The 25,734-nt window shown below is 65.7% G+C and carries 23 protein-coding genes, 1 other RNA gene and 1 riboswitch; of the genes, 10 read left to right on the forward strand and 14 right to left on the reverse strand.

Features of this window, described 5'->3' with window-relative positions:
• Positions 1-3: 3 nt before the first annotated feature.
• Together ccoO and ccoN are read right to left on the reverse strand one after the other, a co-directional pair.
• Positions 4-732: a cytochrome-c oxidase, cbb3-type subunit II gene (gene ccoO, locus KUW17_RS13045; RefSeq protein WP_222479806.1), complete on the reverse strand. Its 729-nt coding sequence runs from the start codon at positions 730-732 to the stop codon at positions 4-6.
• Between the two features lie 14 nt (positions 733-746).
• Positions 747-2,357, reverse strand: a complete 1,611-nt coding sequence (gene ccoN, locus KUW17_RS13050; RefSeq protein WP_222479808.1) for a cytochrome-c oxidase, cbb3-type subunit I — start codon at positions 2,355-2,357, stop codon at positions 747-749.
• Between the two features lie 205 nt (positions 2,358-2,562).
• On the opposite strand from ccoN, the gene KUW17_RS13055 reads away from it, so the two are divergent.
• Positions 2,563-3,402, forward strand: coding sequence for a universal stress protein (locus tag KUW17_RS13055; protein WP_222479810.1), 840 nt, complete (start codon positions 2,563-2,565; stop codon positions 3,400-3,402).
• 81 nt (positions 3,403-3,483) lie between these two features.
• Here the strand turns inward: KUW17_RS13055 and KUW17_RS13060 are convergent, their stop codons facing one another.
• Complete coding sequence (locus tag KUW17_RS13060) at positions 3,484-3,741, reverse strand: GlsB/YeaQ/YmgE family stress response membrane protein (RefSeq protein WP_222479812.1); 258 nt, start codon at positions 3,739-3,741, stop codon at positions 3,484-3,486.
• A 197-nt stretch (positions 3,742-3,938) separates the two neighbouring features.
• A complete protein-coding gene (glyA, locus tag KUW17_RS13065) occupies positions 3,939-5,258 on the reverse strand; it encodes a serine hydroxymethyltransferase (RefSeq protein WP_222479814.1) in 1,320 nt (439 codons plus the stop codon).
• Between the two features lie 116 nt (positions 5,259-5,374).
• Here glyA and KUW17_RS13070 point away from each other — a divergent pair, with 116 nt between their 5' ends.
• Positions 5,375-6,247: a LysR family transcriptional regulator gene (locus KUW17_RS13070; RefSeq protein ID WP_222479816.1), complete on the forward strand. Its 873-nt coding sequence runs from the start codon at positions 5,375-5,377 to the stop codon at positions 6,245-6,247.
• A gap of 22 nt (positions 6,248-6,269) precedes the next feature.
• Here KUW17_RS13070 and fnrL read toward each other — a convergent pair whose 3' ends face one another.
• Positions 6,270-7,010: a transcriptional regulator FnrL gene (gene fnrL / locus KUW17_RS13075; protein WP_065269692.1), complete on the reverse strand. Its 741-nt coding sequence runs from the start codon at positions 7,008-7,010 to the stop codon at positions 6,270-6,272.
• Between the two features lie 62 nt (positions 7,011-7,072).
• Here fnrL and hemN point away from each other — a divergent pair, with 62 nt between their 5' ends.
• Complete coding sequence (gene hemN / locus KUW17_RS13080) at positions 7,073-8,428, forward strand: oxygen-independent coproporphyrinogen III oxidase (RefSeq protein ID WP_222479818.1); 1,356 nt, start codon at positions 7,073-7,075, stop codon at positions 8,426-8,428.
• A 239-nt stretch (positions 8,429-8,667) separates the two neighbouring features.
• On the opposite strand, the gene KUW17_RS13085 is transcribed toward hemN, so the two are convergent.
• The 4 genes from KUW17_RS13085 to KUW17_RS13100 form a co-directional block, all read right to left on the reverse strand.
• On the reverse strand, positions 8,668-10,257 hold the full coding sequence (locus tag KUW17_RS13085; protein ID WP_222479820.1) for an ABC transporter ATP-binding protein: 1,590 nt from the start codon (positions 10,255-10,257) through the stop codon (positions 8,668-8,670).
• A gap of 142 nt (positions 10,258-10,399) precedes the next feature.
• Complete coding sequence (locus tag KUW17_RS13090) at positions 10,400-11,506, reverse strand: ABC transporter permease (protein ID WP_222479822.1); 1,107 nt, start codon at positions 11,504-11,506, stop codon at positions 10,400-10,402.
• A 3-nt stretch (positions 11,507-11,509) separates the two neighbouring features.
• On the reverse strand, positions 11,510-12,595 hold the full coding sequence (locus KUW17_RS13095) for a microcin C ABC transporter permease YejB (RefSeq protein WP_222479824.1): 1,086 nt from the start codon (positions 12,593-12,595) through the stop codon (positions 11,510-11,512).
• Between the two features lie 9 nt (positions 12,596-12,604).
• The gene (locus tag KUW17_RS13100) at positions 12,605-14,530 is read right to left on the reverse strand and encodes an extracellular solute-binding protein (protein ID WP_222479826.1); all 1,926 of its coding nucleotides are present in this window, start codon (positions 14,528-14,530) and stop codon (positions 12,605-12,607) included.
• 230 nt (positions 14,531-14,760) lie between these two features.
• Between KUW17_RS13100 and KUW17_RS13105 the strand changes: the two genes are divergently transcribed.
• Positions 14,761-14,985 (forward strand): DUF333 domain-containing protein, encoded by a 225-nt coding sequence (locus KUW17_RS13105; RefSeq protein WP_226430234.1) that lies wholly within the window; start codon positions 14,761-14,763, stop codon positions 14,983-14,985.
• Positions 14,986-15,070: 85 nt separating this feature from the next.
• On the opposite strand, the gene KUW17_RS13110 is transcribed toward KUW17_RS13105, so the two are convergent.
• Positions 15,071-15,580, reverse strand: a complete 510-nt coding sequence (locus KUW17_RS13110; RefSeq protein ID WP_222479830.1) for a c-type cytochrome — start codon at positions 15,578-15,580, stop codon at positions 15,071-15,073.
• 118 nt (positions 15,581-15,698) lie between these two features.
• Between KUW17_RS13110 and KUW17_RS13115 the strand changes: the two genes are divergently transcribed.
• A complete protein-coding gene (locus KUW17_RS13115) occupies positions 15,699-16,532 on the forward strand; it encodes a prephenate dehydratase (RefSeq protein WP_222479832.1) in 834 nt (277 codons plus the stop codon).
• A gap of 212 nt (positions 16,533-16,744) precedes the next feature.
• Here the strand turns inward: KUW17_RS13115 and ffs are convergent.
• Together ffs and KUW17_RS13125 are read right to left on the reverse strand one after the other, a co-directional pair.
• Positions 16,745-16,843, reverse strand: an RNA gene (gene ffs, locus KUW17_RS13120) — signal recognition particle sRNA small type.
• A gap of 63 nt (positions 16,844-16,906) precedes the next feature.
• Positions 16,907-18,835, reverse strand: coding sequence for a 5'-nucleotidase C-terminal domain-containing protein (locus KUW17_RS13125; protein ID WP_261397198.1), 1,929 nt, complete (start codon positions 18,833-18,835; stop codon positions 16,907-16,909).
• Between the two features lie 262 nt (positions 18,836-19,097).
• Between KUW17_RS13125 and nudC the strand changes: the two genes are divergently transcribed.
• Together nudC and KUW17_RS13135 are read left to right on the forward strand one after the other, a co-directional pair.
• Entirely contained in the window at positions 19,098-20,081 is a 984-nt protein-coding gene (gene nudC, locus KUW17_RS13130) for an NAD(+) diphosphatase (protein WP_222479834.1), read from the forward strand.
• A 69-nt stretch (positions 20,082-20,150) separates the two neighbouring features.
• The gene (locus KUW17_RS13135; RefSeq protein WP_222479837.1) at positions 20,151-20,618 is read left to right on the forward strand and encodes an SRPBCC family protein; all 468 of its coding nucleotides are present in this window, start codon (positions 20,151-20,153) and stop codon (positions 20,616-20,618) included.
• 10 nt (positions 20,619-20,628) lie between these two features.
• Here KUW17_RS13135 and KUW17_RS13140 read toward each other — a convergent pair whose 3' ends face one another.
• A complete protein-coding gene (locus tag KUW17_RS13140; protein WP_222479839.1) occupies positions 20,629-21,507 on the reverse strand; it encodes a serine aminopeptidase domain-containing protein in 879 nt (292 codons plus the stop codon).
• A 70-nt stretch (positions 21,508-21,577) separates the two neighbouring features.
• Between KUW17_RS13140 and KUW17_RS13145 the strand changes: the two genes are divergently transcribed.
• Both KUW17_RS13145 and KUW17_RS13150 read left to right on the forward strand, forming a co-directional pair.
• Positions 21,578-22,198, forward strand: coding sequence for a TetR/AcrR family transcriptional regulator (locus KUW17_RS13145; protein WP_222479841.1), 621 nt, complete (start codon positions 21,578-21,580; stop codon positions 22,196-22,198).
• Between the two features lie 18 nt (positions 22,199-22,216).
• A riboswitch (cobalamin riboswitch) is annotated at positions 22,217-22,438 on the forward strand.
• Between the two features lie 107 nt (positions 22,439-22,545).
• Positions 22,546-22,950, forward strand: coding sequence for a hypothetical protein (locus tag KUW17_RS13150; protein ID WP_222479843.1), 405 nt, complete (start codon positions 22,546-22,548; stop codon positions 22,948-22,950).
• A gap of 108 nt (positions 22,951-23,058) precedes the next feature.
• Here the strand turns inward: KUW17_RS13150 and KUW17_RS13155 are convergent, their stop codons facing one another.
• Positions 23,059-23,601: a protein-tyrosine phosphatase family protein gene (locus KUW17_RS13155; RefSeq protein WP_222479845.1), complete on the reverse strand. Its 543-nt coding sequence runs from the start codon at positions 23,599-23,601 to the stop codon at positions 23,059-23,061.
• Between the two features lie 143 nt (positions 23,602-23,744).
• Here KUW17_RS13155 and KUW17_RS13160 point away from each other — a divergent pair, with 143 nt between their 5' ends.
• Positions 23,745-25,601 carry a DNA polymerase III subunit gamma/tau gene (locus KUW17_RS13160; RefSeq protein ID WP_315899402.1) on the forward strand — a complete coding sequence of 619 codons (1,857 nt, stop codon included), beginning with the start codon at positions 23,745-23,747 and terminating at the stop codon, positions 25,599-25,601.
• Positions 25,602-25,734 lie beyond the last annotated feature (133 nt).

The following is a 25,734-nucleotide window of genomic DNA, read 5'->3' on the forward strand; positions in this document are numbered from 1 at the left end:
CCCTCAGCGGCTCGCGTCCGGGGTAAAGGTCGAGAAGTCGACCAGCGTGCCCAGCATCTGCAGATAGGCGATCAGCGCGTCGGCCTCGGAGATCCCCGGGTTGCCATCGAAGTTGCGCACGTTGATGTCCTCGCCGTAGCGCTCCAGCAGCCCGTCATAGTCGCTGTCGGGATCGGCCTGGGCGCGGAAGTCTGCCTGCGCGGCGTCGATCATCTCGTCCGTGTAGGGCGTGCCCAGGAGCGCGTTGGTGGCCATGATGTCGCCGATGTACTTGCCGTCGATCATCTTCTCCTCGAGGAAGCCGTATTTCGGCATCACCGATTCCGGCACCACCGCCTGCGGGTCGCGCAGGTGGTCGGCGTGCCACTCGTCCGAGTAGCGGCCGCCGACGCGGGCCAGATCCGGCCCGGTCCGCTTGGAGCCCCACTGGAACGGGCGGTCATACATCGACTCCGCCGCCAGCGAGTAGTGGCCGTAACGCTCGACCTCGTCGCGCATCGGGCGGATCATCTGGCTGTGGCAGACATAGCAGCCTTCCCGGATGTAGACCTCGCGGCCCGCCATCTCCAGCGGGGTGTAGGGACGCATGCCCTCCACCTTCTCGATGGTGTTTTCCAGGTAGAACAGCGGTGCGATCTGCACCAGGCCGCCGATGGTCACGACCAGGAAGCTGAAAATCAGCAGCAGGGTCGCGTTGGTCTCGAGGATCTTATGTTTGTCGAGAATAGACATAGCTTCCTGGCTCCTTATTCAGCCGGGACCGGGACCGACAGGCTGGCTTCTTTGGCCGGCGCCTTACGGACAGTCATCCACAGGTTGTAGCACATGATGATCGAACCCGCGAGGAACATCACCCCGCCAAGACCGCGCACCACATACATCGGGAACTTCGCTGCCACGGTGTCGGCAAAGGAGTTCACCAGGAAGCCGTTGGCGTCCACTTCACGCCACATCAGGCCTTCCATGATACCGGTCACCCACATCGAAGCGGCGTAGAGAATGATGCCGAGGGTGGCCAGCCAGAAGTGCCAGGAGACCAGCCGCAGGCTGTAGAGGCTCTCACGCTTCCACAGCGCCGGCACCAGGTAGTAGAGGGCGCCGAAAGTGATCATGCCGTTCCAGCCGAGCGCGCCGGAGTGCACGTGGCCGATGGTCCAGTCGGTGTAGTGCGACAGCGAGTTCACCGCACGGATCGACATCATCGGGCCTTCAAAGGTGGACATGCCGTAGAAGCCCAGCGAGATCACCATCATCCGGATCACCGGGTCGGTGCGCAGCTTGTCCCAGGCGCCTGACAGGGTCATCAGGCCGTTGATCATGCCGCCCCAGGAGGGCATCCACAGGATCACCGACATCACCATGCCCAGGGTCGAGGCCCAGTCCGGCAGCGCGGTGTAGTGCAGGTGGTGCGGACCGGCCCAGATGTACAGGAAGATCAGCGCCCAGAAGTGGATGATCGAGAGTTTGTAGGAGAAAACCGGACGCTCGGCCTGCTTGGGGATGAAGTAATACATCATGCCCAGGAAGCCCGCGGTCAGGAAGAAGCCCACGGCGTTGTGGCCGTACCACCACTGGATCATCGCATCCTGCACGCCCGGCCACACGATGACCGACTTGGACCCCCAGATCGAGACCGGGATGGTCATGTTGTTGATCAGGTGCAGCATCGCCACGGTGACGATGAAGGACAGGTAGAACCAGTTCGCCACATAGATATGCGGCTCCTTGCGCTTGATGATGGTGCCCAGAAAGATCGCCAGATAGGCAACCCAGACGATCGTCAGCCACAGATCGACGTACCACTCGGGCTCAGCGTATTCCTTGGACTGGGTGCCGCCAAGCAGGTATCCGGTTGCCGCCAGCACGATGAACAGCTGGTAGCCCCAGAACACGAACCACGCCAGGTTGCCGCCCCACAGCCGCGCCGCGGAGGTCCGCTGCACCACGTAGAAGGAGGTGGCGATCAGCGCGTTGCCGCCGAAGGCGAAAATCACGGCCGAGGTATGCAGCGGGCGCAGGCGGCCGAAATTGGCAAAGCCCTCTGCCCATTCGAAATTCAGCACCGGAAACGCCAGCTGAAACGCGATGAAGGTCCCCGCCAGAAACCCTACCACGCCCCAAAAGGCGGTTGCGATCGCGCCAGCGCGGATCACGCTGTCGAAATACTCGTTTTCTACACCGGCGACCGCCCGTTTCGGCTCGTCGGTGCCGCGCAAAGTGTACAGGAACAGACCACCAGCCACGATCATCACGATGATCGCGTGCACCTGGTAAGCCAGATCCCGCGCGTAGTTGGTGCCGATCATCGCAAACAGCGTGACCAGACCAAGCGCTATCAGCTTGATATAATTAGACATCTTGCGTCCCTTTGCCATGCCCCCGCGAATCCTGCGGATACGGGGACGTTATTAGACCGCGCTCTTCATGCAAAACGCGCCCTTTCACTGCCTTGATCTGCATCAAGACAAATCCCGGCGACATGTGACACTTCTTCCCGTGCAGTGAAACTCAAAGCACCCGCGCCATCCGGGCCTGCGGTGCTCTTTCCGCCGAGAGGTGTCAATGTCCTACAAGTCCTTGCTTACCGTACTCACAGCTGCGGATACCGCAGCGGCGCCTTTGGCGCAAATTGCGGCCCTGGCGGAGGAATTCGGCGCCCATGCCGATGCTCTCTGCCTTGGTGTCGACCGCACCCAGACAGGGTACTACTACGCCGGTGCCAACGCCATGGTGCTGCAGGAAACCCTGGCCCGCGCGCAAGAAGAGGCCGAACAGGTCCAGGCCCAGGCCGAAGCCGCGCTGAAACAGGCCGGCGTGACCTTCGGCACCGACAGCGGCGTTGCGCAGATTGCCGATATCGGCCGCCACGTGGCGCGCCAGGCGCGGTTCTCCGACCTGGTGGTGCTGGGCCAGCCCTATGGTCAGGGCAAGCGCGCGGAGGCAGAGCCGATTGTCGAATCCGCGCTGTTCGAGGGCCGCGCCCCGGTGCTGGTGGTGCCGGACAAGGGCGCGCCGCTGCACCGCCCCCAGACCGTGCTGGTGGCCTGGAACGAGAGCATCGAGGCAATGACCGCGATCCGCCGGGCGATGCCGTTCCTGACCGCCGCCGATCTGGTCCGCATTGCGGTGATCGACCCGCCGCAGCACGGCCCCGAACGCTCCGACCCCGGCGGCATGCTGGCGCAGATGCTGTCGCGCCACGGGGTGAAATGCGAAATCGACGTGCTCAGCAAGACGATGACCCGGGTGTCCGATATTCTCAACCGCCATGCCGCCGACACCGCGGCCGATCTGATCGTGATGGGGGCATACGGCCATTCCCGTTTCCGCGAGGCCATTCTCGGCGGCGCCACCCGCAATATGCTGGAACAGGCCAAGGTGCCGCTGCTGATGGCGCATTGACACTCCCGCCCGGTCGTCTCCCGGCCTGACACACAAAAAGGCGCCCCGCAGGGCGCCTTTTTCGTGCGCGTTCCGGACGAGCTACCGCGCCTTGCGGATCAGTCCGATCAGGAACAGCAGGATCACCGCGCCCAGGGTGGCATGGATCAGCGTCCAGAAAAAGCCGCCGCCCGCGGCAAACCCCAGCACCGGAAAGATCGTCCCGGCCAGGAAGGCACCAACGACGCCGACGATGATATTGCCGAGGATGCCGAAGCCCCGTCCTTGCATGATCTTGCCCGACAGCCACCCGGCCAGCGCCCCGATGATCAGCATCCCGATCAGGCTTCCAAACTGCATTGCCGCCTCCGTTTGTTGTTGCCGCAATAGTAGAGCACAACCTTGGCGCCGGGTCACCCGCTGCCGTCCGGACCACAGGGGGAACCTCTCCCGCCCGTCGTCCGCCTTTCTGACGAAAAGCGTCTGACCGTTGGGCCAGGCTCGCCAGCGGGTCCGGCACAGCCGGGCATGCGCGGGCGCGGGAGAGCGCCCAGACCTCAGCGGACGAAGTGCATGCCCTGGAAGGCGGCGCGGAACTCCGCAACCTCCGCCGCCATGGCCGCCGGATCCTGTGCCCGCAGGGCGCGGGCGATCAGTTCCGCCAGCTTCGGCGCATGTGCCACGGTGACGCCGCGGCGCACCAGTTCAGGGGTGCCGATACGCAGCCCGTTCATGTCGCCCGGCACCTCCGCAATAGGAAGGCCGATGCCGCAGGCCAGGAAGCCCGCCTTGCGCAGATGCTTCGACGCCGCCTGGCCGCCGCCGAACTCCGCCGCTTCCAGTGCGAACTGATGCGACTGCGTAATCCCTCGCGCGGCAGCAAAGACCGGCAGCCCCTGCCCCGCCAGCGCCTCTGCCAGGGCCTGCGACAGATCCGCCATCGCGCGGGCATACTCCGCGCCGTGCTCCACCCAATCCAGCAGGCTCATCGCCAGCGCCGCCGACTTGGCCGCGTCAAAGTTCGCGGTCATGCCGGGAAAGGCAATGGCATCCAGCCGCTCGGCGATTTCCGCATCGTTGGTGACGATCAGCCCGCCCGCCGGGCCGCCCAGGCTCTTGTAGGTGCTCATCGTCATCAGATGCGCGCCCTGCTCCAGCGGGTTGCCCCAATGGCCACCCGCGATCATGCCGCACTGGTGGGCGGCGTCGAACAGCACCTTGGCGCCCACCTCATCGGCAATTGCGCGGATCTCCGGCACCGGGTGCGGGAACAGGTTAAGGCTGCCGCCGATGGTGATCAGCCTGGGCCGCACTTTCAGAGCCAGGTCGCGCAGCGCGTCCAGATCGACGGTATAGCCGTCGCCGTCCACTGGCGCCGGATGGGTCTGAAGCCCGTAAAGCCCGGCACAGCCGCCCGCGTGATGGGTAACATGGCCGCCCACCGCGGCAGGCGGCGCGATGATCGCATCCCCCGGCTTGGTCAGCGCCATGAAGCCATAGAGGTTCGCCAGCGCGCCCGAGCCCACCCGGATCTCCGCGTAACGGGCCTTGAAAACCTTGGCCGCCAGCTCCGCGGCAATCACCTCGATTTCCTCGATGGCCTCCAGCCCCATCTCGTATTTGTCGCCGGGATAGCCCAGCGACGGGCGGCTGCCGAGACCGGTGGCCAAAAGCGCCTCTGCCGCCGGGTTCATCACATTGGTGGCCGGGTTCAGGTTGAAGCAGTCGCGATCGTGGATCTCCGCATTGCGGTCTGCCAGCGCTGTCAGCCGCGCGGCGGTCTCTGCGCTGGTCGCACCGGCGGTTTTGGCGGCGACCGTCTGCACATACTCCTCGCAGGCGGCGGGCACCCAGTTGCGGCGGGCAAGCTCTGTCATGGTCTGTCTCCTTCGCGCAGTGGCGGGTTTCTCTCTGCCCCATCAAAGCGCCGATGCCCCCTTGCCCGCAAATCAGTTTTCCAGAAAACTAGGGCTAGAAAAATTGAGGCTAAGTCATGGCTGTTTCCCCGCCCCCTGCCCAATCCCTGCCGCTGACCGCCCTGCGCGCGTTCGAGGCTGCCGCCCGGCTCGGCGGCTTCTCCGCCGCCGCGCAAGAGCTGGGCGTGACGCCCGGCGCGGTCTCGGCCCAGATCAAGTCGCTGGAAGACGCGCTGCAAGCACAGCTGTTCATCCGGCGCCCGAAGCAGGTGACGCTGACGGCGCTTGGCGCGCGGGTGCTGCAGGGCTTCACCGCCGCCTTTGACCAGCTCAACGCCGCCAGCCGCCACCTGCGCGAAGAAGCCCAGCCCAGCACTGTCCATATCGCCACCCTGCCCGCGATTGCGCAGTTCTGGCTGTCGCCGCGCCTGCCTGCCTTGCGCGCTGCGATGCCGGAGATGGTGGTTTCGGTCACCGCCACCGAGGACCCCCCGAACCTCAAGCGCACGCCCTATGACCTGTGCCTGTTCTTCAGCGGCGATCAGGGAGAGGTCATAGAGCAGGACGTGATATTCCCGGTCTGCGCGCCGTCGCTTGCAGCACAGCTGCGCACTCCCGCAGATCTGCAGAATGTGCCCTGCCTGTCAGACGCGGTCTGGGCGCAAGACTGGGAGCACTGGCAGCAGGCCGCCTGCCCGGGCGAGACCCTGCACCTGCGGGGGCCGCAATACTCGCTCTACTCGCTGGCGGTGGAGGAAGCCATCAATGGCGCGGGCGTTCTGATCGGCCATCAGGCGCTGGTGGCACCGCTGCTGGACAGCGGCAGGCTGGTGGCGCCATTCGCACAGAAGGCCAGTTTGCCGCGCGGCCTGCGGCTGTGGAGCCTGCGCCCCTCCGGCCCGCGCAGCCCTGCAGCGCGGGTGGCCCGCTGGCTGGCGGATAGCAGTTAGGAATTGCGGGGAACAGGCGGCCTCAGCCCAGGAAGCCGCCGTCGCTGTCGTCGCCCGCCTCTTCCATCAGGCGGCGCATATCGGGCACGGTCACATGCCGCTTGCCCTCCAGCTCGATAATGCCGTCCCGCTTGAGCGCCGAGATCTGTCGGCTCACGGTTTCCAGCGTCAGGCCCAGGTAGTCGGCCATTGCCTCCCGCGTCAGCGGCAGATCGAACACCATCCGGTTGGTGGCGCCACCCGGCGTCAGCGAGGCATCGCGGCGGGCAATGATCGACAAGAGGCTGGCGATCTTCTCGCGCGCGGTCTTGCGGCCCAGGACCAGCATCCACTCGCGGGCGGCGTCCAGCTCATCCAGAGTCATTTCCAGCAGCCGGTGGGCGATATGCGGGGTACGCTCCATCAGCTCTTCAAACGGCTTCTTGCGGAAGCAGCACATCACCACGTCGGTGGTCGCCGCCACATCATAGGCCGCGCCTTCGCGGCCCGGGCGGCCGACAAAATCGCTGGGCAGCAGCAGGCCAACCATCTGGGTGCGCCCGTCCTCCATCGTCTGGGTGAGGGAGGCGATGCCGGAGACCACAGAGCCCACGAAATTCATCACGTCGCCGGACCAGATGATCGGCTGGCCCGCCTCGTAGGTGCGGTAGTATTTGATCGCGTCCAGCTCCTCCAGCTCATCAGCGTTGCAGCGCGCGCAGACGGCCCGGTGACGGATCGGGCAGTCGCCGCATCTGGAATGGGAAAGTACAGGAGCGTTCATTCGTTGGTCCGGTTTGATCTGGGTCAAGGCTCAGGTTCGCGGGTTCCCATAACGCTAATTGAATGGAACAGAAAGCTCAATTGGCCGAACTTGGTTTGTTCGACGCCAAAGTGCCGCGCTATACCAGCTATCCAACCGCGCCGCACTTCGGCAAAGAGACTGATTCTGCGCAGTTTTCCAGTTGGATTTCAAAGATTTCCCCCGGCAGCAGCATTTCGCTCTATGTGCATGTGCCGTTCTGCCGCAGATTGTGCTGGTTCTGCGCCTGCCGCACGCAGGGCACCCATTCCGACGCCCCGGTGGAGGCCTATGCAGAGGTCCTGAAAGCCGAGATTGCGCTCTTGAAGGCGCAACTGCCCGAGGGCATCACCCTGTCGCGCCTGCATTGGGGCGGCGGCACGCCGACGCTCCTCAGCGCGGATCTGATCCGCGGCCTTGCCGCCGCCATCACCGAAGCCATTCCGCTGGCGCCGCGGGCGGAATTCTCGGTTGAGATCGACCCGAATGAAATCGGCGACCGGCGCCTGGATGCGCTGGCCGAAGCAGGCATGAACCGCGCCTCTGTCGGCGTGCAGGATTTCGACAGCACCATCCAGCAGGCGATCGGCCGCATTCAGAGCTTCGAATCCACGCGCGCCGCCATCGAGCAGCTGCGCGCGCATGGCATCACCAGCCTCAATGCCGATATCCTCTATGGCCTGCCGCATCAGACGCCGGCCATCATGACCGAAAGCGTGCAGAAGCTGTTGTCGCTGACACCGGACCGGGTGGCGGTCTACGGCTATGCCCATGTGCCCTGGATGGCCGGGCGCCAAAGCATGATCCGCTCCGATGCGCTACCCACCCCCGAATCGCGGCTGGAGCTGTTTGAGACCGCCCGCCAGCTGTTCCTGTGGGACGGCTACCGGGAAATCGGCATCGACCATTTCGCGCGGCCCCACGACGGGCTGGCGGTGGCGCAGCAGACCGGGCGGCTCAGGCGCAACTTCCAGGGCTACACTGACGATCCGGCAGAGGTGCTGATCGGCATAGGTGCCTCCGCGATCTCGCGCTTCCCGCAGGGCTATGCGCAGAACGCGCCGGGCACGTCGAACTATGTCCGCGCCATCCGCGACGGCCAGTTCGCCACCGCCCGCGGCCATGCCTTTGGCGGCGAGGACCTGCTGCGGGCGCGGCTGATCGAGGCGCTGATGTGCGATTTCCGCATCTGCCGGGAGGAGATCCTGTCGCGGTTTGCGGTGCCTGAAGACCGGCTGGAGCAGATGTTTGAAGCGGCCAGCGCGGCCTTTCCGGGGATGCTGGCTGTGTCGGCAAAAGGCCTTGCCATTCGCGAGGAGGCGCACCCGCTGACCCGGATGATCGCCCGCAGCTTTGACGCCTATGACCTGAGTCAGGCCGGCCACAGCACCGCAATCTGACATTTCCCAAAGGAACCCCGCCGCCGCCGCGCCTTGGGGCGCAGCGCTCCCGTTGGGCGAGGCTCAGCCGAGGCACCTGCGGGCGCGGGAGAAGTCCGCTGATTTTTAGGTGACACCCATTAGGTCAGCACTGCTGCCTGAATGTTTCGCGCGCGAAACATTTGGTCAAACGCGCTGCTGCAACTTGTGGGCGTTGCGCGGGCCGCGAACGCATAGATGCTGCAAAACCTGCAGCGGAGTTAACCCGCGGCAGCCAGCAGCTTGCGGGTATACTCGGCTCTCGGATTGGCGAACAGCTCCTCTGCCGCGCCGGTCTCCACCACGTCGCCCTGGTTCATCACCACCACCTTGTGCGACATCGCCCGCACCACGTTGAGGTCGTGAGAAATGAACAGGTAGGCGAGGCCATAGCGCGTCTGCAGATCGCGCAGCAGTTCGACAATCTGCACCTGCACAGTCATGTCCAGCGCCGAGGTCGGCTCATCCAGCACCACCAGCTTGGGCCGCAGCACCATGGCGCGGGCAATCGCAATCCGCTGGCGCTGGCCGCCGGAGAACTCATGCGGGTAGCGGTCCATCGCTGCCGGGTCGAGGCCCACCTCCTGCATCACCTCCGCCACCAGCTCGCGGGTGTCGCGGTGCTGGTCCACCTTGTGGATCGCCAGCCCCTCCGCAATGATCTGGGCGCAGGTCATCCGCGGGCTGAGCGAACCGAACGGGTCCTGGAACACGATCTGCATGTCCTTGCGCAAGGCGCGCAGATCGCGGGTAGACCATTTGCGCAGGTCCTGGCCCTGAAATTCAACTGCGCCCTCGGATGCAATCAGCCGCATGATGGCGAGCGCCAGCGTGGTCTTGCCGGACCCCGATTCCCCCACGATGCCCAGGGTTTCGCCTGCCCGGACCGAGACCGACATCGGGTTCACCGCCTTCACATGGCCGACAGTGCGTTTCAAAAGTCCGCGCTGGATCGGGAACCAGACCTTCAGTTCCCTGGCCGCCACCAGTTCCTCGGCGGTTTCCGGCACCGGCTGCGGCTGGCCGGAGGGTTCCGCCGCCAGCAGTTTCTGCGTGTAGGGGTGTTGCGGATTGGCAAAGATTTCTGCCGCCGGACCTTCCTCGACGATCTCGCCGCTTTTCATCACGCAGACCCGGTCGGCAATACGGCGCACGATGCCGAGGTCATGGGTGATGAACAAGAGCCCCATGCCCTCGCTTTCCTTGAGTTCCGCCAGAAGGTCGAGGATCTGCGCCTGGATGGTCACATCCAGCGCCGTTGTGGGCTCATCCGCGATCAGGATGTCGGGCTTGTTCGCAAGTGCCATGGCGATCATCACCCGCTGCCGCTGCCCGCCTGACAGCTGGTGCGGATAAGACGTCAGCCGGTTTTCGGCGTCGCGGATGCCGACCTTCTCCAGCAGCTCCAGAATGCGCACGCGCGCGGATTTGCCGGCCAGCCCCTGGTGCAGGGCGAGGGATTCCTCCAGCTGCCGTTCGATGGTGTGCAGCGGGTTGAGGGAGGTCATCGGCTCCTGGAAGATGAAGCTGATGTCATTGCCGCGCACCTGCATCAGGTGGCGCTCGCTGGCGCCGACCATCTCGGTGCCGTCATAGGTGACGGAGCCTTCGATCATGGCGCTGTCGCCCAGGAGCGACACAGTGGACAGTGCCGAGACCGATTTGCCGGAACCGCTTTCGCCCACCAGCGCAACGGTTTCGCCGCGGCCGACGGAGAAAGAGACGCCGCGCACCGCTTCGGTCACCTTGCCGTCCTGGCGGAAAGAGACGCGGAGGTTCTGGACATTCAGGAGGGGGGAGGTTTTGGTCATGAGAACGTCCGAAAGTTTGAAGCCCAGCTTTTAAGAACTAACCGGGGTGCGCAGCAGCCCGGATCGCCCCCGACCCGCCCCCCAGGGCGGGGGCGATTTGCCCCCACCCTCGGGCCGGGGGCGACCCTAATGTTCTTAATCCTCATGAAAACGTCTTCCGCGGGTCAAAGGCATCGCGCACACCCTCGAAGATGAAGATCAAGAGCGACAGCATGATGGCAAAGGTGAAGAAGGCGGTGAAGGCGAGCCAGGGCGCCTCAAGGTTCTGTTTGGCCTGCAGGGTCAGTTCGCCGAGCGACGGCGCCGAGGACGGCAGACCGAATCCGAGGAAGTCCAAACCCGCCAGCAGGCCGATGGTGCCGGTGATGATGAAGGGCAGCATTGTGAGCGTCGCCACCATTGCATTGGGCAGCATGTGGCGGAACATGATGGTCAGGTTGCCGACCCCCAGCGCCTTGGCGGCGCGGACGTATTCCAGATTGCGGGCGCGCAGGAACTCGGCCCGGACCACGCCGACCAGCGCGGTCCAGCCGAACAGCACCATGAGGAATACCAGGAGCCAGAAGCTGCGGCCCAAGATCGCAAACATGATGATGATGACATAAAGCGAGTTCACAGAGCCCCAGACCTCAATCACCCGCTGGAACACCAGGTCCGTCAGGCCGCCGAAATAGCCCTGCACCGCGCCTGCCAGAATGCCGATCAGGCTGGCGGCGCCAGTCACCATCAGGGTGAACAGGATCGACAGGCGGAAGCCGTAGATCACCCGCGCCAGCACATCGCGTTTGGTATCATCGGTGCCCAGCAGGTTCAGCCCGCCGGGCGGCAGCGGTGCCGCGCCGGGGCGGTCCACCGTGGTGTCAAAGCTGTACGGGATCGGCGGCCACAAGGTCCAGCCCTCATGGAAATCATCCGCCGCATAGGTGCCAGCGGCGATCTCCTCCAGGATGGTCTCCGGCTCGTCGAAGCAGTCCTCCACCCCGCCGGAGCGGATCAGGCATTCGACCTCCGGGTCGCTGTAGACGGCCTCTGTCTGGAAGTCGCCGCCAAAGCGGGTTTCCGGGTAGAACTTGAACACCGGCGCATAGACCTCGCCGCGGTAGCTCACGAGGATCGGCTTGTCGTTGGCGATGAACTCGGCAAACAGCGACAGGCCGAACAGCACCGCAAAGATCCACAGCGACCAGTAGGCGCGGCGGTTGCGGCAGAAGTTGCGCCAGCGGCGCTGGTTCAGGGGGGAGAGCGCCATGGATCAGCCCTCCCGCTTTTCAAAGTCGATGCGCGGATCGACCACCACATACATCAGGTCGGAGACGATGCCGACCACCAGCCCCATCAGGCCGAAGATATACATGGTGCCGAACATGACCGGGTAATCGCGCGCCACCGCGGCCTCGAACCCCAGCCGGCCAAGGCCGTCGAGCGAGAAAATCGTCTCGATGATCAGGGAGCCTGCAAAGAACACGCCGATGAACACCGCCGGGAAGCCCGCGATGACGATCAGCATCGCGTTGCGGAACACATGGCCGTAAAGCACCCGGTTCTCGCTGAGGCCTTTGGCGCGTGCGGTCATCACGTATTGCTTCTTGATCTCGTCGAGGAAGGAGTTCTTGGTAAGCAGCGTTAGCGTCGCGAAGGCTGCGATGGTGGAGGCGGTGACCGGCAGCGCGATGTGCCAGAAATAATCCGCGATCTTGCCGAACAGGCTGAGGCTTTCCCAGTTGTCCGACGTTAGGCCGCGCAGCGGGAAGATTTGCCAGTAGGAGCCGCCGGCAAACAGCACCAAGAGCATGATGGCAAACAGGAAGCCCGGGATCGCATAAGCAGCGATGATCACGCCGCTGGTCCAGGTGTCAAAGGGCGAGCCGTCGCGCATCGCCTTGCGGATGCCCATCGGGATCGAGATCAGATAGGCAATCAGCGTCGACCAAAGGCCAAGCGAGATCGAGACCGGCATCTTCTCCAGCACCAGCTCGGTCACGCCAATCTTGCGGAAATAGCTCTCGCCGAAGTCAAATCGCGCGTAGTTGCCGAGCATTGTCAGGAAGCGCTCCAGCGGCGGCTTGTCGAGGCCGAACTGCTGTTCCAGCTCCTTGATCAGCTCCGGCGGCAGGCCCTGGCGGCCGGCGTAGTTCTCGTTGGCGCTGATCGCCTCGGTGCCGGTGTCGCCGCCGCCGCCGGCAAAGCCCTCGAACACGTCGCCGCCGCCCTCGAGCTGGGCGATGATCTGCTCGACGGGGCCGCCGGGCACAAACTGCACCAGGGCAAAGTTCACCAGCAGGATGCCGAACAGCGTCGGGATCACCAGCAGCAGGCGGCGGAAGATATAGGCTGCCATTTGTGGTCCTTACCGCAGCGCGCCGGCGGCCTTCAGCGCGGCCTCGCGCTCGGCATCGATCCACCACAAATCCAAAAGGCCGGTGTCAAAAGGCGGCAGATTTTCCGGCTGGCGGTACATGTCCCAGTAGGCGACCCAGTTCACGTCCAGATACCAGGTCGGCACCATGAAACGCTTGGCGCGCAGCAACCGGTCCAGTGCACGCACATTGGCACGCAGGTCTTCCAGGGATTTGGCCTCAACGACGCCGTCAATCAGTGCGTCCACCGCCGGATCGGCCAGCCCTGCCGGATTGAAAACCGAATATTCATGCGCCTCGGACCCGAAGTACTGTTGCAGGCCCGTCGACGGCTCCAGCGACATCGGGAAAGCAGAAAAGATCATATCGATCTCCTTCTCCCGGCGGCGGCTGGTGAATTGGGCGTAGTCGACCCGGTTCACCACCGCATCCAACCCCATGGTGCGCAGGTTGGAGACATAAGGCTGCACGATACGCTCAATAGTCGGGCTATCCACAAGGAATTCGATCTTTAGAAGCTCGCCCGCCGCATTGCGGCGCATACCGTCATCGCCTACGGTCCAGCCGGCCTCATCCAGCAGCTTCATCCCCCGGCGCAGATTCTTGCGATCGCCGGGGCGGGAGGCTTTGGACGCATGCGCCATCACCGGCTCAGACGTCAGGATGGACGGGTCGATCTGATCGCCCAGCGCCTCCAGCACCTCCTTCTCGCGCCCCTCAGGCAGACCTTCGGCGGCCAGCGGCGAATCCTGCCAGAAGGAGGAGCGGTGGCGGAACAGCCCGTATTGCAGGCTTTCGTTGGTCCATTCGAAATTGAACGCCAGCTGCATTGCCTCGCGGACGCGTATGTCCTGGAACTTGGGCCGCAGCAGGTTCATAACGAAACCGCTGGCGGCAGGCACGTTGCCATCGGGAATTTCCGCTTTGATCACCTGGCCGTTTTCAACCGCGGCAAAGTCATATGCGGTTGCCCAGCTTTTCGAGTTGCTTTCCGAACGCAGCGTGTAGACGCCCGCCTTGAAGCCTTCCATCGCGGCAATCGCATCGCCGAAATACTCGACCCGGATGCGGTCATAGTTGTGGCGGCCGACGTTCACGTTCAGGTCCTTGCCCCAATAGTCCGGGTTGCGGCGGTAGACGATGCGCTGGTTCACATCGGCGCTTTCCAGAATGTAGGGGCCGGAACCGATGCCCGGATCCAGCCGCGGCTGGTCTATGCGGCGGTTTTCCGGATCAGCCTCGAACCAGGCCTTGGAGAACACCGGCGTGCCGCCGACCTGGGTGATCATCGCCCGGCGCGGGAAATCCGGGGAGAAATGGAATTTCACCCGGTGCGGGCCCAGCGCCTCTGCCTTGGGGATGCGCTTGCGCACCGCCTCGGCATAGGATTTCAGCCCCTGGTCCAGCAGGATGTTGTGGGAAAACACCACATCGTCGGCGGTGACCGGCGTTCCGTCGGAGAACTTTGCTTCGGGACGCAGGTTGAAGATCACCCAGTCCTGGCTTTCGGGGTATTCCAGGCTTTCGGCAACCAGACCGTAGTAGGATCCGGGCTCGTCATAGGATTCCACCAGCAGACTCTCGTAGTGGCTGGAGGCGAGCATCCCGGCACGGCCCTTGCGAGTGAAGGGGTTCATGCTGTCGAAGGTGCCGACGGCGGAAATCGACAGCTCGCCGCCCTTCGGGGCCTCCGGGTTCACATAGTCGAAATGGGCGAAGCCTTGCGGGTATTTCAGTTCCCCGAACTCGGCAAAGCCATGCGCCTTGATGATGGCCTCTTCCGCCTTGGCCAGCGTTGCGGCGGCCAGCGTCAGGATCAGCCCCAGCATCATGGCCTGAGCCAGCGCGGCGGCGGCCTGCAGCGGGTTCACGTCGTCCTTCGCGCGCGCGCGCGCCGCAGCTTTGGCGGTGTTCATCTGCCATGACCTCCTTTGCCCGGAACTGGAGCCCGGGTTTTTCGCCCCCAAGCTAATGTCCGGGGGCGGTAACATTCAAGTTGAGATTAGGTGATGCAGGCCCGCTTCTGGGCAAAAAGCAGCCGAAACAAGGGCCTGCGCAGAGCCGCGCTTGCGCGAAATAAAATTGCCTGCCAGCCTCAGATCACTATTGCGTTATGAAACGAGGGAGTCTGCCGATGCTGAAGTCAATGAAACTTGCCGCTCTCGCGGTTGCCGGGGCCGCCGCGCTCAGCGCCTGCGCCCAGCAGGAAGAGGAAGTGGTCTACACCAGCCCGGAAGAGGCCTATTGCGTGCAAACCGGCGGCCAGTACGTGCTGCGCAGCGGCAAGGCGGGCACCATCGGCGTCTGCATCCTGCCCGACGGCACGGAGCGCGATGCGCTGGCCTATTACCGGGAAAACAACCCGGCCTGAGCCAACGGCACTCAGACGCGCATCAAAAAAGCCGCTGCACATCGCAGCGGCTTTTTCATTTGGATAGCTGGGACAGCGGCCGGGCTTAGCCGTCCAGGCTGTCCAGATAGGCGATGAGGTTCACCCGGTCCGCCTGTTTCTTCAGGCCGGAGAACGACATGGTGGTGCCGGACGCATAGGCCGACGGCTTGGCCAGGAAGGCGTCCAGCTCTTCCGGGGTCCAGGCGTTGCCGGCCAGGCCGGTCAGCGCGCCGGAATAGCCGAAGCCGGATGCGGAGGCGATATCGCGGCCGACCACGCCGTACAGATACGGGCCGGTGGCGTTGGCGCCGTCTTCCAGCTTGTGGCAGGCAGAGCATTTCTTGAAGACTTTGGCGCCTTTGGCGGCGTCGGCGGAGGCCATCAGCTCTTCGAAGCTGACTTCCGGCTCATCGCCGCCGGCATCTTCGGCAGAGGCGACTTCGATCACATAGGAAGCCTCACCGTGGCTGTCCATGTGATACAGTACTTCTGCGCCCCATTTGCCCAGAAGGAATACCAGGAACGCGCCGCAGACGCCTGCGGTCGCTTTGGTGAGGGTCATCGTGTCAAACATGATCGCGAGTCCATTTAGCTGTCTGCAGGGGTGTCTAAGGCTTCCCCTCCCAAGTGGCAAGGTATAGACAGCGCGACGAAACGCCCAAATATTGAAGTTTTGCACGGGGAACACACCCATGAGCCGCAAAATCGCCATTCAGGGGGAGCTTGGCTCCTACAGCCACGAGGCCTGCCGCATCGCCCGCCCCGGCATGGAGGTGCTGCCCTGCCGCACGTTCGAGGACATTCTGGAGGCGGTGCGCAGCGGCGAGGCGGAACAGGCGATGCTGCCGGTGGAGAACTCTACCTACGGGCGGGTGGCCGACAGCCACCGGCTGCTGCCGCACAGCGGGCTGCACATCATCGACGAGGCGTTTGTGCGGGTGCATATCAACCTGCTGGCGGTGCCAGGGGCGAAGCTGGAAGACATCCGCGAGGCGCACTCGCATCTGGTGCTGCTGCCGCAGTGCGCAACCTTCCTGCGCGAGCACGGCATCCGCGGCCGCGTCAGCCCCGACAATGCCCGCGCCGCCCGCGACGTGGCCGACGCGGGCGACATCCACTCAGCCGCGCTGGCCAGCGAACTGGCGGGCGAGATTTACGGGCTGGAAGTGCTGGCCCGCCATATCGAGGACAACGGCGACAACACCACCCGCTTCCTGATCATGGCCAAGGATATCGATTACACCCGCCGCGGCGCCCACAACATGATCACCAGCTTCGTGTTCCAGGTGCGCAACATCCCTGCGGCGCTCTACAAGGCGATGGGCGGCTTTGCCACCAACGGCATCAACATGACCAAGCTGGAAAGCTACATGGTGGACGGGTCGTTCACCGCGACCCAGTTCTATGCCGATATCGAAGGCCACCCGGACGACGCCAATGTGCAGCTGGCGATGGATGAGCTCAGCTATTTCACCACCAATGTGGAGATCCTCGGCGTCTATCCGGCAGACAACGGCCGGTTCTGAACGCGGTTCGCAAGACTGCCCCAGGCAGGGGCTTCGCCCCTCTTGGCCGTGCGGCCAATTCACCCCAGGATATTTCCGGCCAGATGAAGAGGCGGCCCCCGCCGCACGTCGGCGTGGCGCCCGGCCCAGCGGCGCCGGGGCAATCTCTGGCCGCTGTAGGGCGGGCGGGAGATTCTCCCCTTCTCAAGGTCTATTCAGTTGTTCGGGGAGATAAGTGAGAGGCTGGACATCGACCCAAGCGGGGCTCGTTGTGGCTGCTTCCTTCCGGACCTGACCAGGTTGGCGAGGCGCTTGCCCGCGCCAACCTCTCGAATCCCGATATAAGGACCGCTGCCGGGAATGGCAAGGGCCGCTCCGGCTGCGTTTTCAGGCAGTCAAAGCTGCAGTTCCAGCTCCCAGAAGCCGCTGCTGCTGAAGCCGCGGGGCGTGGCTAGCCCGGCGGGCAGCTCCTCCATGTGCTCCGCTGCACCGGGGCCTGTCACCGCCACCGCGCTGGCGCCCGGCACCGGCGCCAGCCGCCACGGGTACGGCGCCTCTGCCAACGGCTCCGGCGGCAGCCGTCCGGCAATATAGTCGCGGATCGCCTGGCGGATCCGGACCGGCGGCACCGGCTGCTCCTCTGCCGCCTGCAGCATCCGGAACCGGCCGCCGCCGCTGGCCCGGTAGCTGTTGACCGCAACCGCAAAGCGCTGGTCCGGCGCCACCGGCCTACCGTTCCAGCTGAGGTCCGCGACCCGGCAGGCCTCCGGGCTGAGCCGCTCTCCGGCAGCTGAGAACCGCGGCGCCCGGGTCAGGTCGATCTGGTAGCTGAGTCCGAAGATCACATCGAAATTGTGCCCGGCCCGGTGCGGATCGGTCAGCCGCCGGCCGGAGCTGCCCGGCAGTATTCGGTTGAACAGCCCGGCGGACATTTCCAGCCAGTCCCGCAGCTGCGCGCCGCTCACCAGGATCACCCGCAGCTCATTGGGAAAGATCTGCAGGTCGGCGATATTGCGGTTGCACAGCCCACCGGCGGCAATATCGGTATAGAAATAAGGGCCTGAGCGGCCGCCGAATTTGCAGGGCGCCGCTGCCGACAAGAGCGGCAGGCCCTCTACCGCGGTGCCCTGCAGCAGCAGCCGCGCCGCCGCCGCCTGGGCGCTGCCGACCAGCGCCAGGCCGCGGTCCGGCGCAAAGAAGGTGAAATAGGAATGCATGGCCACCGGACTGTGGCCCGCAGGCTCCCGCATCCTTTCCAGCGTGCGCGCGTGATCCTCTGCCAGCGCCCGCACCAGGCCGGGGTCTTCGGCCGCCAGCGGCTGCACCGCGCGGGCCTGCGTTTGCTGCGCCACCGGCTGTAGGCTGGCGCTGCCGCCGGCCGGGCGCCAGCCGCTGCCCGTGTACTCCAGCTCCAGCCGGATCACCCCCAGATGCGAGCCATGCGCCCCCGGCATCACCACCGGCTTGGCAAAGGGATGCTGCGGATCCGGCAGGGTCAGATGGGTGTGGCCGCCGACCAGGGCATCGATGTCCGGCAGCGCGGCAAGCTGCTCCAATGCGTTCTCGCTGCTTTCCCCGCCTGCAGCCGCCAGCCCGGTATGCGCCAGCGCCAGCACCAGGTCGCAGCCCTGCGCCTTCAGCTGCCGCGCCTGCGCCGCTGCCGCCTCGACGATGCCCGCGGCCTGCAGCTGCTCCGCCAGCACCTGGCGGCACCATGTCAGCGTCTGCGGCGGCAGCACCGACAATAGACCGATCCGCACCGGCGGCAGGTCCGGGCAGGCCGGGATCTGCCGCTCCAGCACCGCCGCCGGCGCAAACGGCAGCCGCAGCCCTGGCTGCGCCGCCGTCAGATTGGAGCACAGCACCGGACAGGGCGCGGCCTGCAGCACTTCCGCCAGCGCCTCCAGCCCGAAATCGAAATCGTGATTGCCGAGGCCCGCCGCATCATATTCCAAAACCTGAAATGCACGCACCAAAGGATGCGGCCCCGCCGCGCCCGGCAGGATGTCCCCCAGCGGCGCCCCCAGGAAGCCGTCGCCATTGTCAACCAGCAGGGCGGCGGCGCCCTCGCGCGCCGCGCGGGCGCGCGCTTGCGCGATCAAGGTCGCCACCCGCGAAAGCCCGATAGCCGGGTCAGGCCGGTTGGCATAATAGTCATGGCTCAGCAGATTGCAGTGCAGGTCCGTGGTGGCCAGCACGTGCACTGCCCCGGCGGTCCGAGGGTCCGAGGCCCCTGCCCCGCCGGTCATGTCCGAATTCCAGCTGACACCGCCTGCCCGCCACTCCTTGCGGCGCCATTCAGCGCCATTCTTTGTTGCGGCCATTTGAATCAGCGTTTTAACGATTTGCAAAGAATCCTTTTCGCTGCCTGTTAACTTTTTCACAGAGGCGCGGCCGCGCCGGCCTTGTTCTGCCCTGTTCTGCTGAAAAATGCGCGCGCCTCAGCCGCGCAGGTGTGGCCGCGCGGTGACAGGCAAGCACCGATCGCGGCCGGTTGCTGGCAACGGCTGCGGCACACTGTCATGCATTGCCGCATTCCAAGCGTTGAGCCCGGCGGCCCGGCCGCCAGTCATTAGGAGAGCCGCCATGAAACGCGCAGAACAGGTGACATTCGGCAGCGGCGGGCTGGAGCGGGCCGCGCATCTGCGCAGCGACGCAGCCGCGCTGGACGCCGCCTGGGCCAGCGCGGACACCCGGGTGCTGCTGCTGTGGCGCGGCAAGCCGCTGACCCGGCGCGAAACGGAGGCGGAACTGCCCTGCGGCCTGGCCTGGACCGATCCGACGCATCCGCTGGCCGCCGCCCGCAGGGATGAGGCGCTGTTTCTGGGCCTCGGCAGCGGCGGCGCGCCCTGCTTTGCCTGCGATATCAGCAGCTGGCAGCCCGACAGCCTGGACCAGGACGCCCTAAACAGCTTTGCCGACGCCAGCGAGCAGCAGCATCCGGATCTGCCGCAAGGCCGTGTCTTTGCCGAGCTGCGCCGGGTGATGACCCGTCTCACCCCGCTGGAGGCAGAGCTGGCCGCCACCGCCAAGGCGATGCTGGCCTGGCACCGCAGCCACCGCTTCTGCGCCTGCTGCGGCGCGCCCAGCGATATGGCGCAGGCAGGCTGGCAGCGGGTTTGCCCGTCCTGCAAGGCGCCGCATTTCCCGCGCACCGACCCGGTGGTGATCATGCTGATCACCCACGGCGACGCGGTGCTGATGGGGCGCTCGCCCGGCTGGCCCGAGGGCATGTATTCGCTGCTTGCAGGTTTCGTGGAGCCCGGCGAGACGCTGGAGGCGGCGGTGCGCCGCGAGGTGCTGGAGGAAACCGGCGTTCAGGTTGGCGCGGTAAGCTACCTGTCAAGCCAGCCCTGGGCCTTTCCGATGTCGCTGATGTTCGGCTGCGCCGGCGAGGCGCTGAGCCGCGAGATCACCATCGACCCGGCAGAGATTGAGGATGCGCTGTGGGTCAGCCGCCAGGAAATGATGACGGTCTTTGCGGGTGAGCACCCGGTTCTGAAACCAGCGCGCAAAGGAGCGATTGCGCAGTTTTTGCTGAAGAACTGGCTTGCAGACACACTAGACTAACGCGCATATGATCTGGAAACGGCGCAGCAGCCCGGCAACGCACCGGCAAGGCAACTGAGGCAGGCGAAGATGGAATTTAAGAGCAGCGAAGATATCGAGGCCCCGATTGCCGAGGTGTTCCAGGCGATCTCCGATTTCGACTCGCTGGAACGCTCTGCCCTGCGGCGCGGCATAGACCTGCAGCGCACCGGCGACACCGCTTATCCGGCGGGCGGGCTGGCTTGGGATCTGTCCTTCAGCTTCCGCGGCAAGCAGCGCGACATCGCGCTGACGCTGGCGTCTTATTCGCCGGACACCGGGATGGCCCTGGCCGGCAGCGGCAGCGGCCTGGACGGGCAGATGGGGATCGACCTGCTGGCGCTGTCGCCGCAGCGGACCCGGATGTCGGTGCAGCTGAAATTGGCGCCCACCAGCCTGACCGGGCGGCTGATGGTGCAATCGCTGAAACTGGCGCGCAGCAATCTGAACCGCCGGTTCAAGCTGCGTCTGGCGGATTTCGCCCGCATCACTGAAGAACGGCTGAGCCGCACCGCCTGAGCGCACTGCGCTACGCCTGCGGCACCAGCTTCGGCCACAGGGCGGCATTGGCAAGGGCAAAGGCGCCCAGATGGCCGATCCTGCGCACCCCTGCCTCTTGCGGGTCCAGAACCACCCTGCGCTGCGGCACGCCGCCAAAGACATCGCCCAGCCGCCAGACCGCGGCAGGCGGCACCACATCATCATCCGCCATCGCAAACAGATCCACCGGGATGCCGCTGCCCTGCCATTTCGGCTGCGGCAGGCTGCTGCCGGTTTCCGGCAGGTAGCTGCCCGGCGTGGTGCACCAGCGCCGCCATTGCCAGTAGACGCCAGCCGGCAAATCGGCCCCGAACCCCACCGCGCGCCCGGGCAGGTAGCCCAAGGCACGGACCAGCGGCGGCACATGGCCGAACCAGAAAGCCAGCGCCAGCGCGCGGTAGGGCCAGGGATGATCGTGGTGATGCACCAAGCCGCCCGCAACCACGATCATGCGGGCGACGTCCGTCAGGCCATCCTGCAGGGGCATCAGCATTGCCCCCAGCGAATGGCCGATCACCAGCAGCGGCACGCCCGCATAGCGCCGCTGCATTTCTGTCCGGGCGGCCGGCTGATCCGCCAGCGCCCACTCGGCCATGGTGGCCTGTGACCGGCGCGGGTGCATGCGCGCCGAGGCCCCAAAGTCCCGGTAATCATAGGTCAGGCAGGCCATCTGCCGCTCTGCCGCCAGCCAGCGCGCAAAATGCCGGTAATAGCCCTGCGGCACCCCGGTTGCGCCGTTCAGCACCACCGCTGCCCTGGCCGGTCCCGCCGGGTGATAGAGCCGCCCGGCCAGCACCGCATCGCCTGCGGCAAAGCGCAGCTCCTGCACCCGGATATCCGCAGTGTGTTCTGCATGGCTGTCGAGCATGGCACCCTCCTAGACCGATTGGTCTATTCCACCTCTGGACCAATCGGTCTAATGCTGTCAACCTGCCGCCATGACTGACGTGACGACACCCCAGCCCGGCCCGGACAGCCCCGCCCCGACCCGCGAGCGGCTGCTGCGCGCGGCTGCCGGCTTGTTCCGAAACAAGGGTTACAGCGGCACCGGCCTGGCCGAACTGCTGGCCGCGGCAGAGGCGCCCAAGGGCTCGCTCTACCACCATTTCCCGAACGGCAAATCCGACCTCGCCCTGGCCGCGGCGGACTGGGCCTCCGAGCAGATGCTGGAGCTGATCGCCGCCTCGTTCGACCCTGCGCCCAGCTTCCGGGAAGGCGCCAAGACGGTCTGCTACAAGCTGGCCAAACTATTCGACAAACAGGGAAAATGGAGCGGCTGCCCGGTCTCTGCCACCCTGTTTGAGGGGCCGGAGAACGAGACCTTCCACCAGCACGCCGCCAAGCTGTTCGAGGGCTGGATCACCGAGACCGCGGCCCACGCCCGGCGTCTGGGCCTGGCCGAGCGCGAGGCCCGCGCAGCCGCAGAGAATTTCTATATCCTGCTGCAGGGCGGCTGGCAGCTGGCCCGGGTGCGGCGCGATTCGGATGTGATCCGGGGCTTGCACCTGCAGATGCACACCCCCGGGCCCGCAGCCTTGCAGGCGCAGAAAAACGATTGACGACTCGGGGGGCCAGCCGCTACCGCTTGTGGCGATGGTTCCCGCGCCACAGAATCTTGTGTCCGGGATGAAAAGGGAACACGGTGCGGCCCCGCCCAGCGCAAGGCCAATTCCGCGACTGCCCCCGCAACTGTAAGCGGCGAGCGACCCCGATAGAGCCACTGGCCCGAATAGGCCGGGAAGGATCGGGAAAGCGACGACCCGCAAGTCAGGAGACCTGCCATCGGAAGTGAAACTCGAACCCGGGCGGGGTGTCCGGACAGGGTCTGATGGCAGCGCGGGACTCCCGCTATCTCATCCGGTCTCTTGTCGCCATGACCCCCGTGCCACGCGCGGAGGGCGCTAACATGATGTGGACGGACCAGACGCATTTCTATGCGGCAACGGATTGCAAATACCTGGGGCGGCCCTGCCCCGCGGCAGAGCGGATGATCGCCAAGCTGGCCGAGGCGATGACCAAGGCCAAGCCGCTGACCCAGGAGGACTTCGAAATCACCGGCACCACCGCGCTGGACGGCTGCCCGCGCAACTGCCCGGCGCAGTTTGCTGCCAGCCATGACCGGATCCGGCTTTTCTGCGGCGTCGGCGAAGAGGCGCCGCGCGACGGGCTGGACCGCTTTGCCGATGCGATCCTCAGCCGCGACGGCACCGGCTTTGCCGCCTCGCGGCTGGACGTCCGCCCCTGCGCGCTGATGGAGGCGCTGCCGAAGACGGCAGAGGCGCGCCAAGCCGAGCAGATGCTGGCGCTGTAGGCAAGGCACCCCAAGATTTGGCATCACGGCAAGGGCAGTACCCCTTTCTGCAGGGGACAGATGCTGCCCAGTCTGTCTGCCAGGCGGAACGTTTAGAATGAAACCAGCCTAACAGGCCTTGCTGCCGTCGCAGGCCCAGTCCAGCTGTTCGTCGGTCTCCACCGCGCAGGGCCGCACCGAGCGCAGCCGCGCCAGCGCCTGCGCCGGGTCCTCGCCGCATTCGATCATCAGCCGCATCACCGCCATGCCGGACCGGCCGCAGCCGCCCCTGCAATGCACCAGCACCCGGCCGCCGCCCGCCAGCGCCTGCCGCGCCGATTTGCTGGCGGCAGCCCATTTTGCGTTCACACCGGGCGGCGGCACCTGGAAATCCGGCACCGGCAGATGGATCCAGCGGCAGGCCATGCTTTGGATATCGACGCCCAGCCGCGGCACCCCGGCGGCGACGTGCTCGGCCTCCGTGGTCATCGAGATCACCAGCCCCGGCTTCCATTGATAGATCTGGATCAGGTCGCTGCGGTAGTCGCCCTCGCCGCCAGGCAGCCGGCACAGCGCCAGGATGCCGCCGCCTGCTGACAGCGCGTGGATGGTCAGGCCGGCCTGCACCGCAGTTTCCTGCACGGCAGGCTTTGAAGTGTCTTCAGTTCGCATACCGCCTCCCTGGACGCTGCGCTCCTGCACTTCCCCCGCTTTTTCCCCTCCCCCTCAGCCTAGCCGCTAACCGCGCAAAGCCAAAGCGCTTTTACTGCCCGGGGAATGCTGCCATCTGCGGTGGACGAACGGGCTGCGCTTCAATACCCTGCGCGGAACGCAGCGCCCCCCGCAAACCGAATCCGGCACGAGACACCATGAACGATACTCCCAGCGGCACCACCCAATCCCAATACCAGGTTCTGGCCCGCAAATACCGGCCCGAAACCTTTGCCGATCTGGTGGGCCAGGATGCGATGGTGCGGACGCTGAAGAACGCCTTTGCCGCCGACCGCATCGCCCAGGCCTTCATCATGACCGGCATCCGCGGCACCGGTAAGACCACCACCGCCCGGATCATCGCCAAGGGCATGAACTGCATCGGCGAGGACGGCCAGGGCGGCCCCACCACCGATCCCTGCGGCAAGTGCGAGCATTGCGTGGCGATCATGGAAGGCCGCCATGTCGACGTGATGGAGATGGACGCGGCCTCGCGCACCGGCGTCAACGACATCCGCGAGATCATCGACTCGGTGCAATACCGCGCCGCTTCGGCCCGCTACAAGATCTACATCATCGACGAAGTTCACATGCTGTCGACCTCCGCCTTCAACGCGCTGCTGAAGACGCTGGAGGAGCCGCCCGCGCATGTGAAATTCATCTTCGCCACCACCGAGATCCGCAAGGTGCCGGTGACGGTGCTGTCGCGCTGCCAGCGCTTCGACCTGCGCCGGATCGAGCCGGAGGTGATGATCGCCCTGTTGCGCAAGATCGCCGCCGCGGAGGGCGCCGAGATTGCCGAGGACGCGCTGGCGCTTATCACCCGCGCCGCCGAAGGCTCCGCCCGCGATGCGACCTCGCTGTTGGATCAGGCGATTTCCCACGGCGCCGGTGAGACCACCGCCGATCAGGTCCGCGCCATGCTGGGCCTTGCCGACCGCGGCCGGGTGCTGGACCTGATGGACATGATCCTGCGCGGCGATGCGGCGGCGGCGCTGACCGAGCTCAGCGCGCAATATGCCGAGGGCGCCGACCCGCTGGCAGTGCTGCGCGATCTGACGGAGATCACCCATTGGGTCTCAGTGGTGAAGATCACCCCGGACGCAGCCGAGGACCCCACCGTCAGCCCCGATGAGCGCGCCCGCGGGCAAGCAATGGCCGAGGCGCTGGCGATGCGGGTGCTGACCCGCATGTGGCAGATGCTCTTGAAAGCGCTGGAGGAAGTGGCCGCCGCCCCGAACGCGATGATGGCCGCCGAAATGGCGGTGATCCGGCTCACCCATGTGGCCGACCTGCCGAGCCCCGAAGAGCTGATCCGCAAGCTGCAGGACACGCCGCCTCCGCCGCCCCCCGGTCCCGGCGGCCCCGGCGGCGGTGTGCCTATGCAGGGCATGGGCGCCCCGGCGCTTGGCGGCGGCGCACCCGCTGGCGCTGCGCCGCAAGGCGGCGCACCCGGCGGCGCGCCGGTAGCCCATGGCGGCGGCGGCACGGTGGCGGCGCTGGCGCCTCAGGTCAGCTCCGCGCTGGCCCGTTATCCGTCCTTTGAACATGTGGTCGAACTGATCCGGGTGAACCGCGACGTGAAACTGCTGGTCGAAGTGGAAACCGGCGTGCGGCTGGTCTCCTACCAGCCCGGGCGGATCGAATTCACCCCCTCGGCACAGGCCCCGCGCGATCTGGCCGCCCGGCTCGGCTCGGCGCTGCAGAACTGGACCGGCGCGCGCTGGGTTGTCTCCATCGCGCCGGACGGCGCGGCGCCCACCATTGCCGAGGTCCGCGACGCAGCTGAGAACGCCCTGCGCGAGAAGGCCACCGCGCATCCGCTGGTGCAGGCGGTGCTGGAAAGCTTTCCCAAGGCCAAGATCACCCGCATCCGCACGCCCGAGGAACTGGCCGCCGAGGTTGCCGCCGAGGCCCTGCCCGAGGTGGAGGACGAATGGGATCCGTTCGAGGACGGGTAAAGCTTTACTGCGGTTGGCTTGGCACTCCCTCCGCCTCAAAGAACTTCTTTTTTCAGCCACTTATGGCAGCGTCCGCCCCGGCAGGGCAGGAAGCGAAGCGCCCGCCACCGTTTTGCCGGAGGCAAACCTTCGG

This window comes from Leisingera aquaemixtae (assembly GCF_019801145.1).
Taxonomy (GTDB): Bacteria; Pseudomonadota; Alphaproteobacteria; order Rhodobacterales; family Rhodobacteraceae; genus Leisingera; species Leisingera aquaemixtae_A.

Coding starts and splice junctions, on each gene's coding strand:
- KUW17_RS13140 (WP_222479839.1), bottom strand. CDS start 21,507: ATGCTCGACAGCCATGCAGAACACACTGCGGATATCCGGGTGCAGGAG.
- KUW17_RS13105 (WP_226430234.1), top strand. CDS start 14,761: ATGAAACTTGCCGCTCTCGCGGTTGCCGGGGCCGCCGCGCTCAGCGCC.
- KUW17_RS13150 (WP_222479843.1), top strand. CDS start 22,546: ATGATGTGGACGGACCAGACGCATTTCTATGCGGCAACGGATTGCAAA.
- KUW17_RS13135 (WP_222479837.1), top strand. CDS start 20,151: ATGGAATTTAAGAGCAGCGAAGATATCGAGGCCCCGATTGCCGAGGTG.
- KUW17_RS13155 (WP_222479845.1), bottom strand. CDS start 23,601: ATGCGAACTGAAGACACTTCAAAGCCTGCCGTGCAGGAAACTGCGGTG.
- KUW17_RS13145 (WP_222479841.1), top strand. CDS start 21,578: ATGACTGACGTGACGACACCCCAGCCCGGCCCGGACAGCCCCGCCCCG.
- hemN (WP_222479818.1), top strand. CDS start 7,073: ATGGAACAGAAAGCTCAATTGGCCGAACTTGGTTTGTTCGACGCCAAA.
- KUW17_RS13085 (WP_222479820.1), bottom strand. CDS start 10,257: ATGACCAAAACCTCCCCCCTCCTGAATGTCCAGAACCTCCGCGTCTCT.
- glyA (WP_222479814.1), bottom strand. CDS start 5,258: ATGACAGAGCTTGCCCGCCGCAACTGGGTGCCCGCCGCCTGCGAGGAG.
- ccoO (WP_222479806.1), bottom strand. CDS start 732: ATGTCTATTCTCGACAAACATAAGATCCTCGAGACCAACGCGACCCTG.
- KUW17_RS13055 (WP_222479810.1), top strand. CDS start 2,563: ATGTCCTACAAGTCCTTGCTTACCGTACTCACAGCTGCGGATACCGCA.
- KUW17_RS13095 (WP_222479824.1), bottom strand. CDS start 12,595: ATGGCAGCCTATATCTTCCGCCGCCTGCTGCTGGTGATCCCGACGCTG.
- KUW17_RS13110 (WP_222479830.1), bottom strand. CDS start 15,580: ATGTTTGACACGATGACCCTCACCAAAGCGACCGCAGGCGTCTGCGGC.
- nudC (WP_222479834.1), top strand. CDS start 19,098: ATGAAACGCGCAGAACAGGTGACATTCGGCAGCGGCGGGCTGGAGCGG.
- KUW17_RS13090 (WP_222479822.1), bottom strand. CDS start 11,506: ATGGCGCTCTCCCCCCTGAACCAGCGCCGCTGGCGCAACTTCTGCCGC.
- KUW17_RS13060 (WP_222479812.1), bottom strand. CDS start 3,741: ATGCAGTTTGGAAGCCTGATCGGGATGCTGATCATCGGGGCGCTGGCC.
- fnrL (WP_065269692.1), bottom strand. CDS start 7,010: ATGAACGCTCCTGTACTTTCCCATTCCAGATGCGGCGACTGCCCGATC.
- KUW17_RS13125 (WP_261397198.1), bottom strand. CDS start 18,835: ATGGCCGCAACAAAGAATGGCGCTGAATGGCGCCGCAAGGAGTGGCGG.
- KUW17_RS13100 (WP_222479826.1), bottom strand. CDS start 14,530: ATGAACACCGCCAAAGCTGCGGCGCGCGCGCGCGCGAAGGACGACGTG.
- KUW17_RS13115 (WP_222479832.1), top strand. CDS start 15,699: ATGAGCCGCAAAATCGCCATTCAGGGGGAGCTTGGCTCCTACAGCCAC.
- KUW17_RS13070 (WP_222479816.1), top strand. CDS start 5,375: ATGGCTGTTTCCCCGCCCCCTGCCCAATCCCTGCCGCTGACCGCCCTG.
- ccoN (WP_222479808.1), bottom strand. CDS start 2,357: ATGTCTAATTATATCAAGCTGATAGCGCTTGGTCTGGTCACGCTGTTT.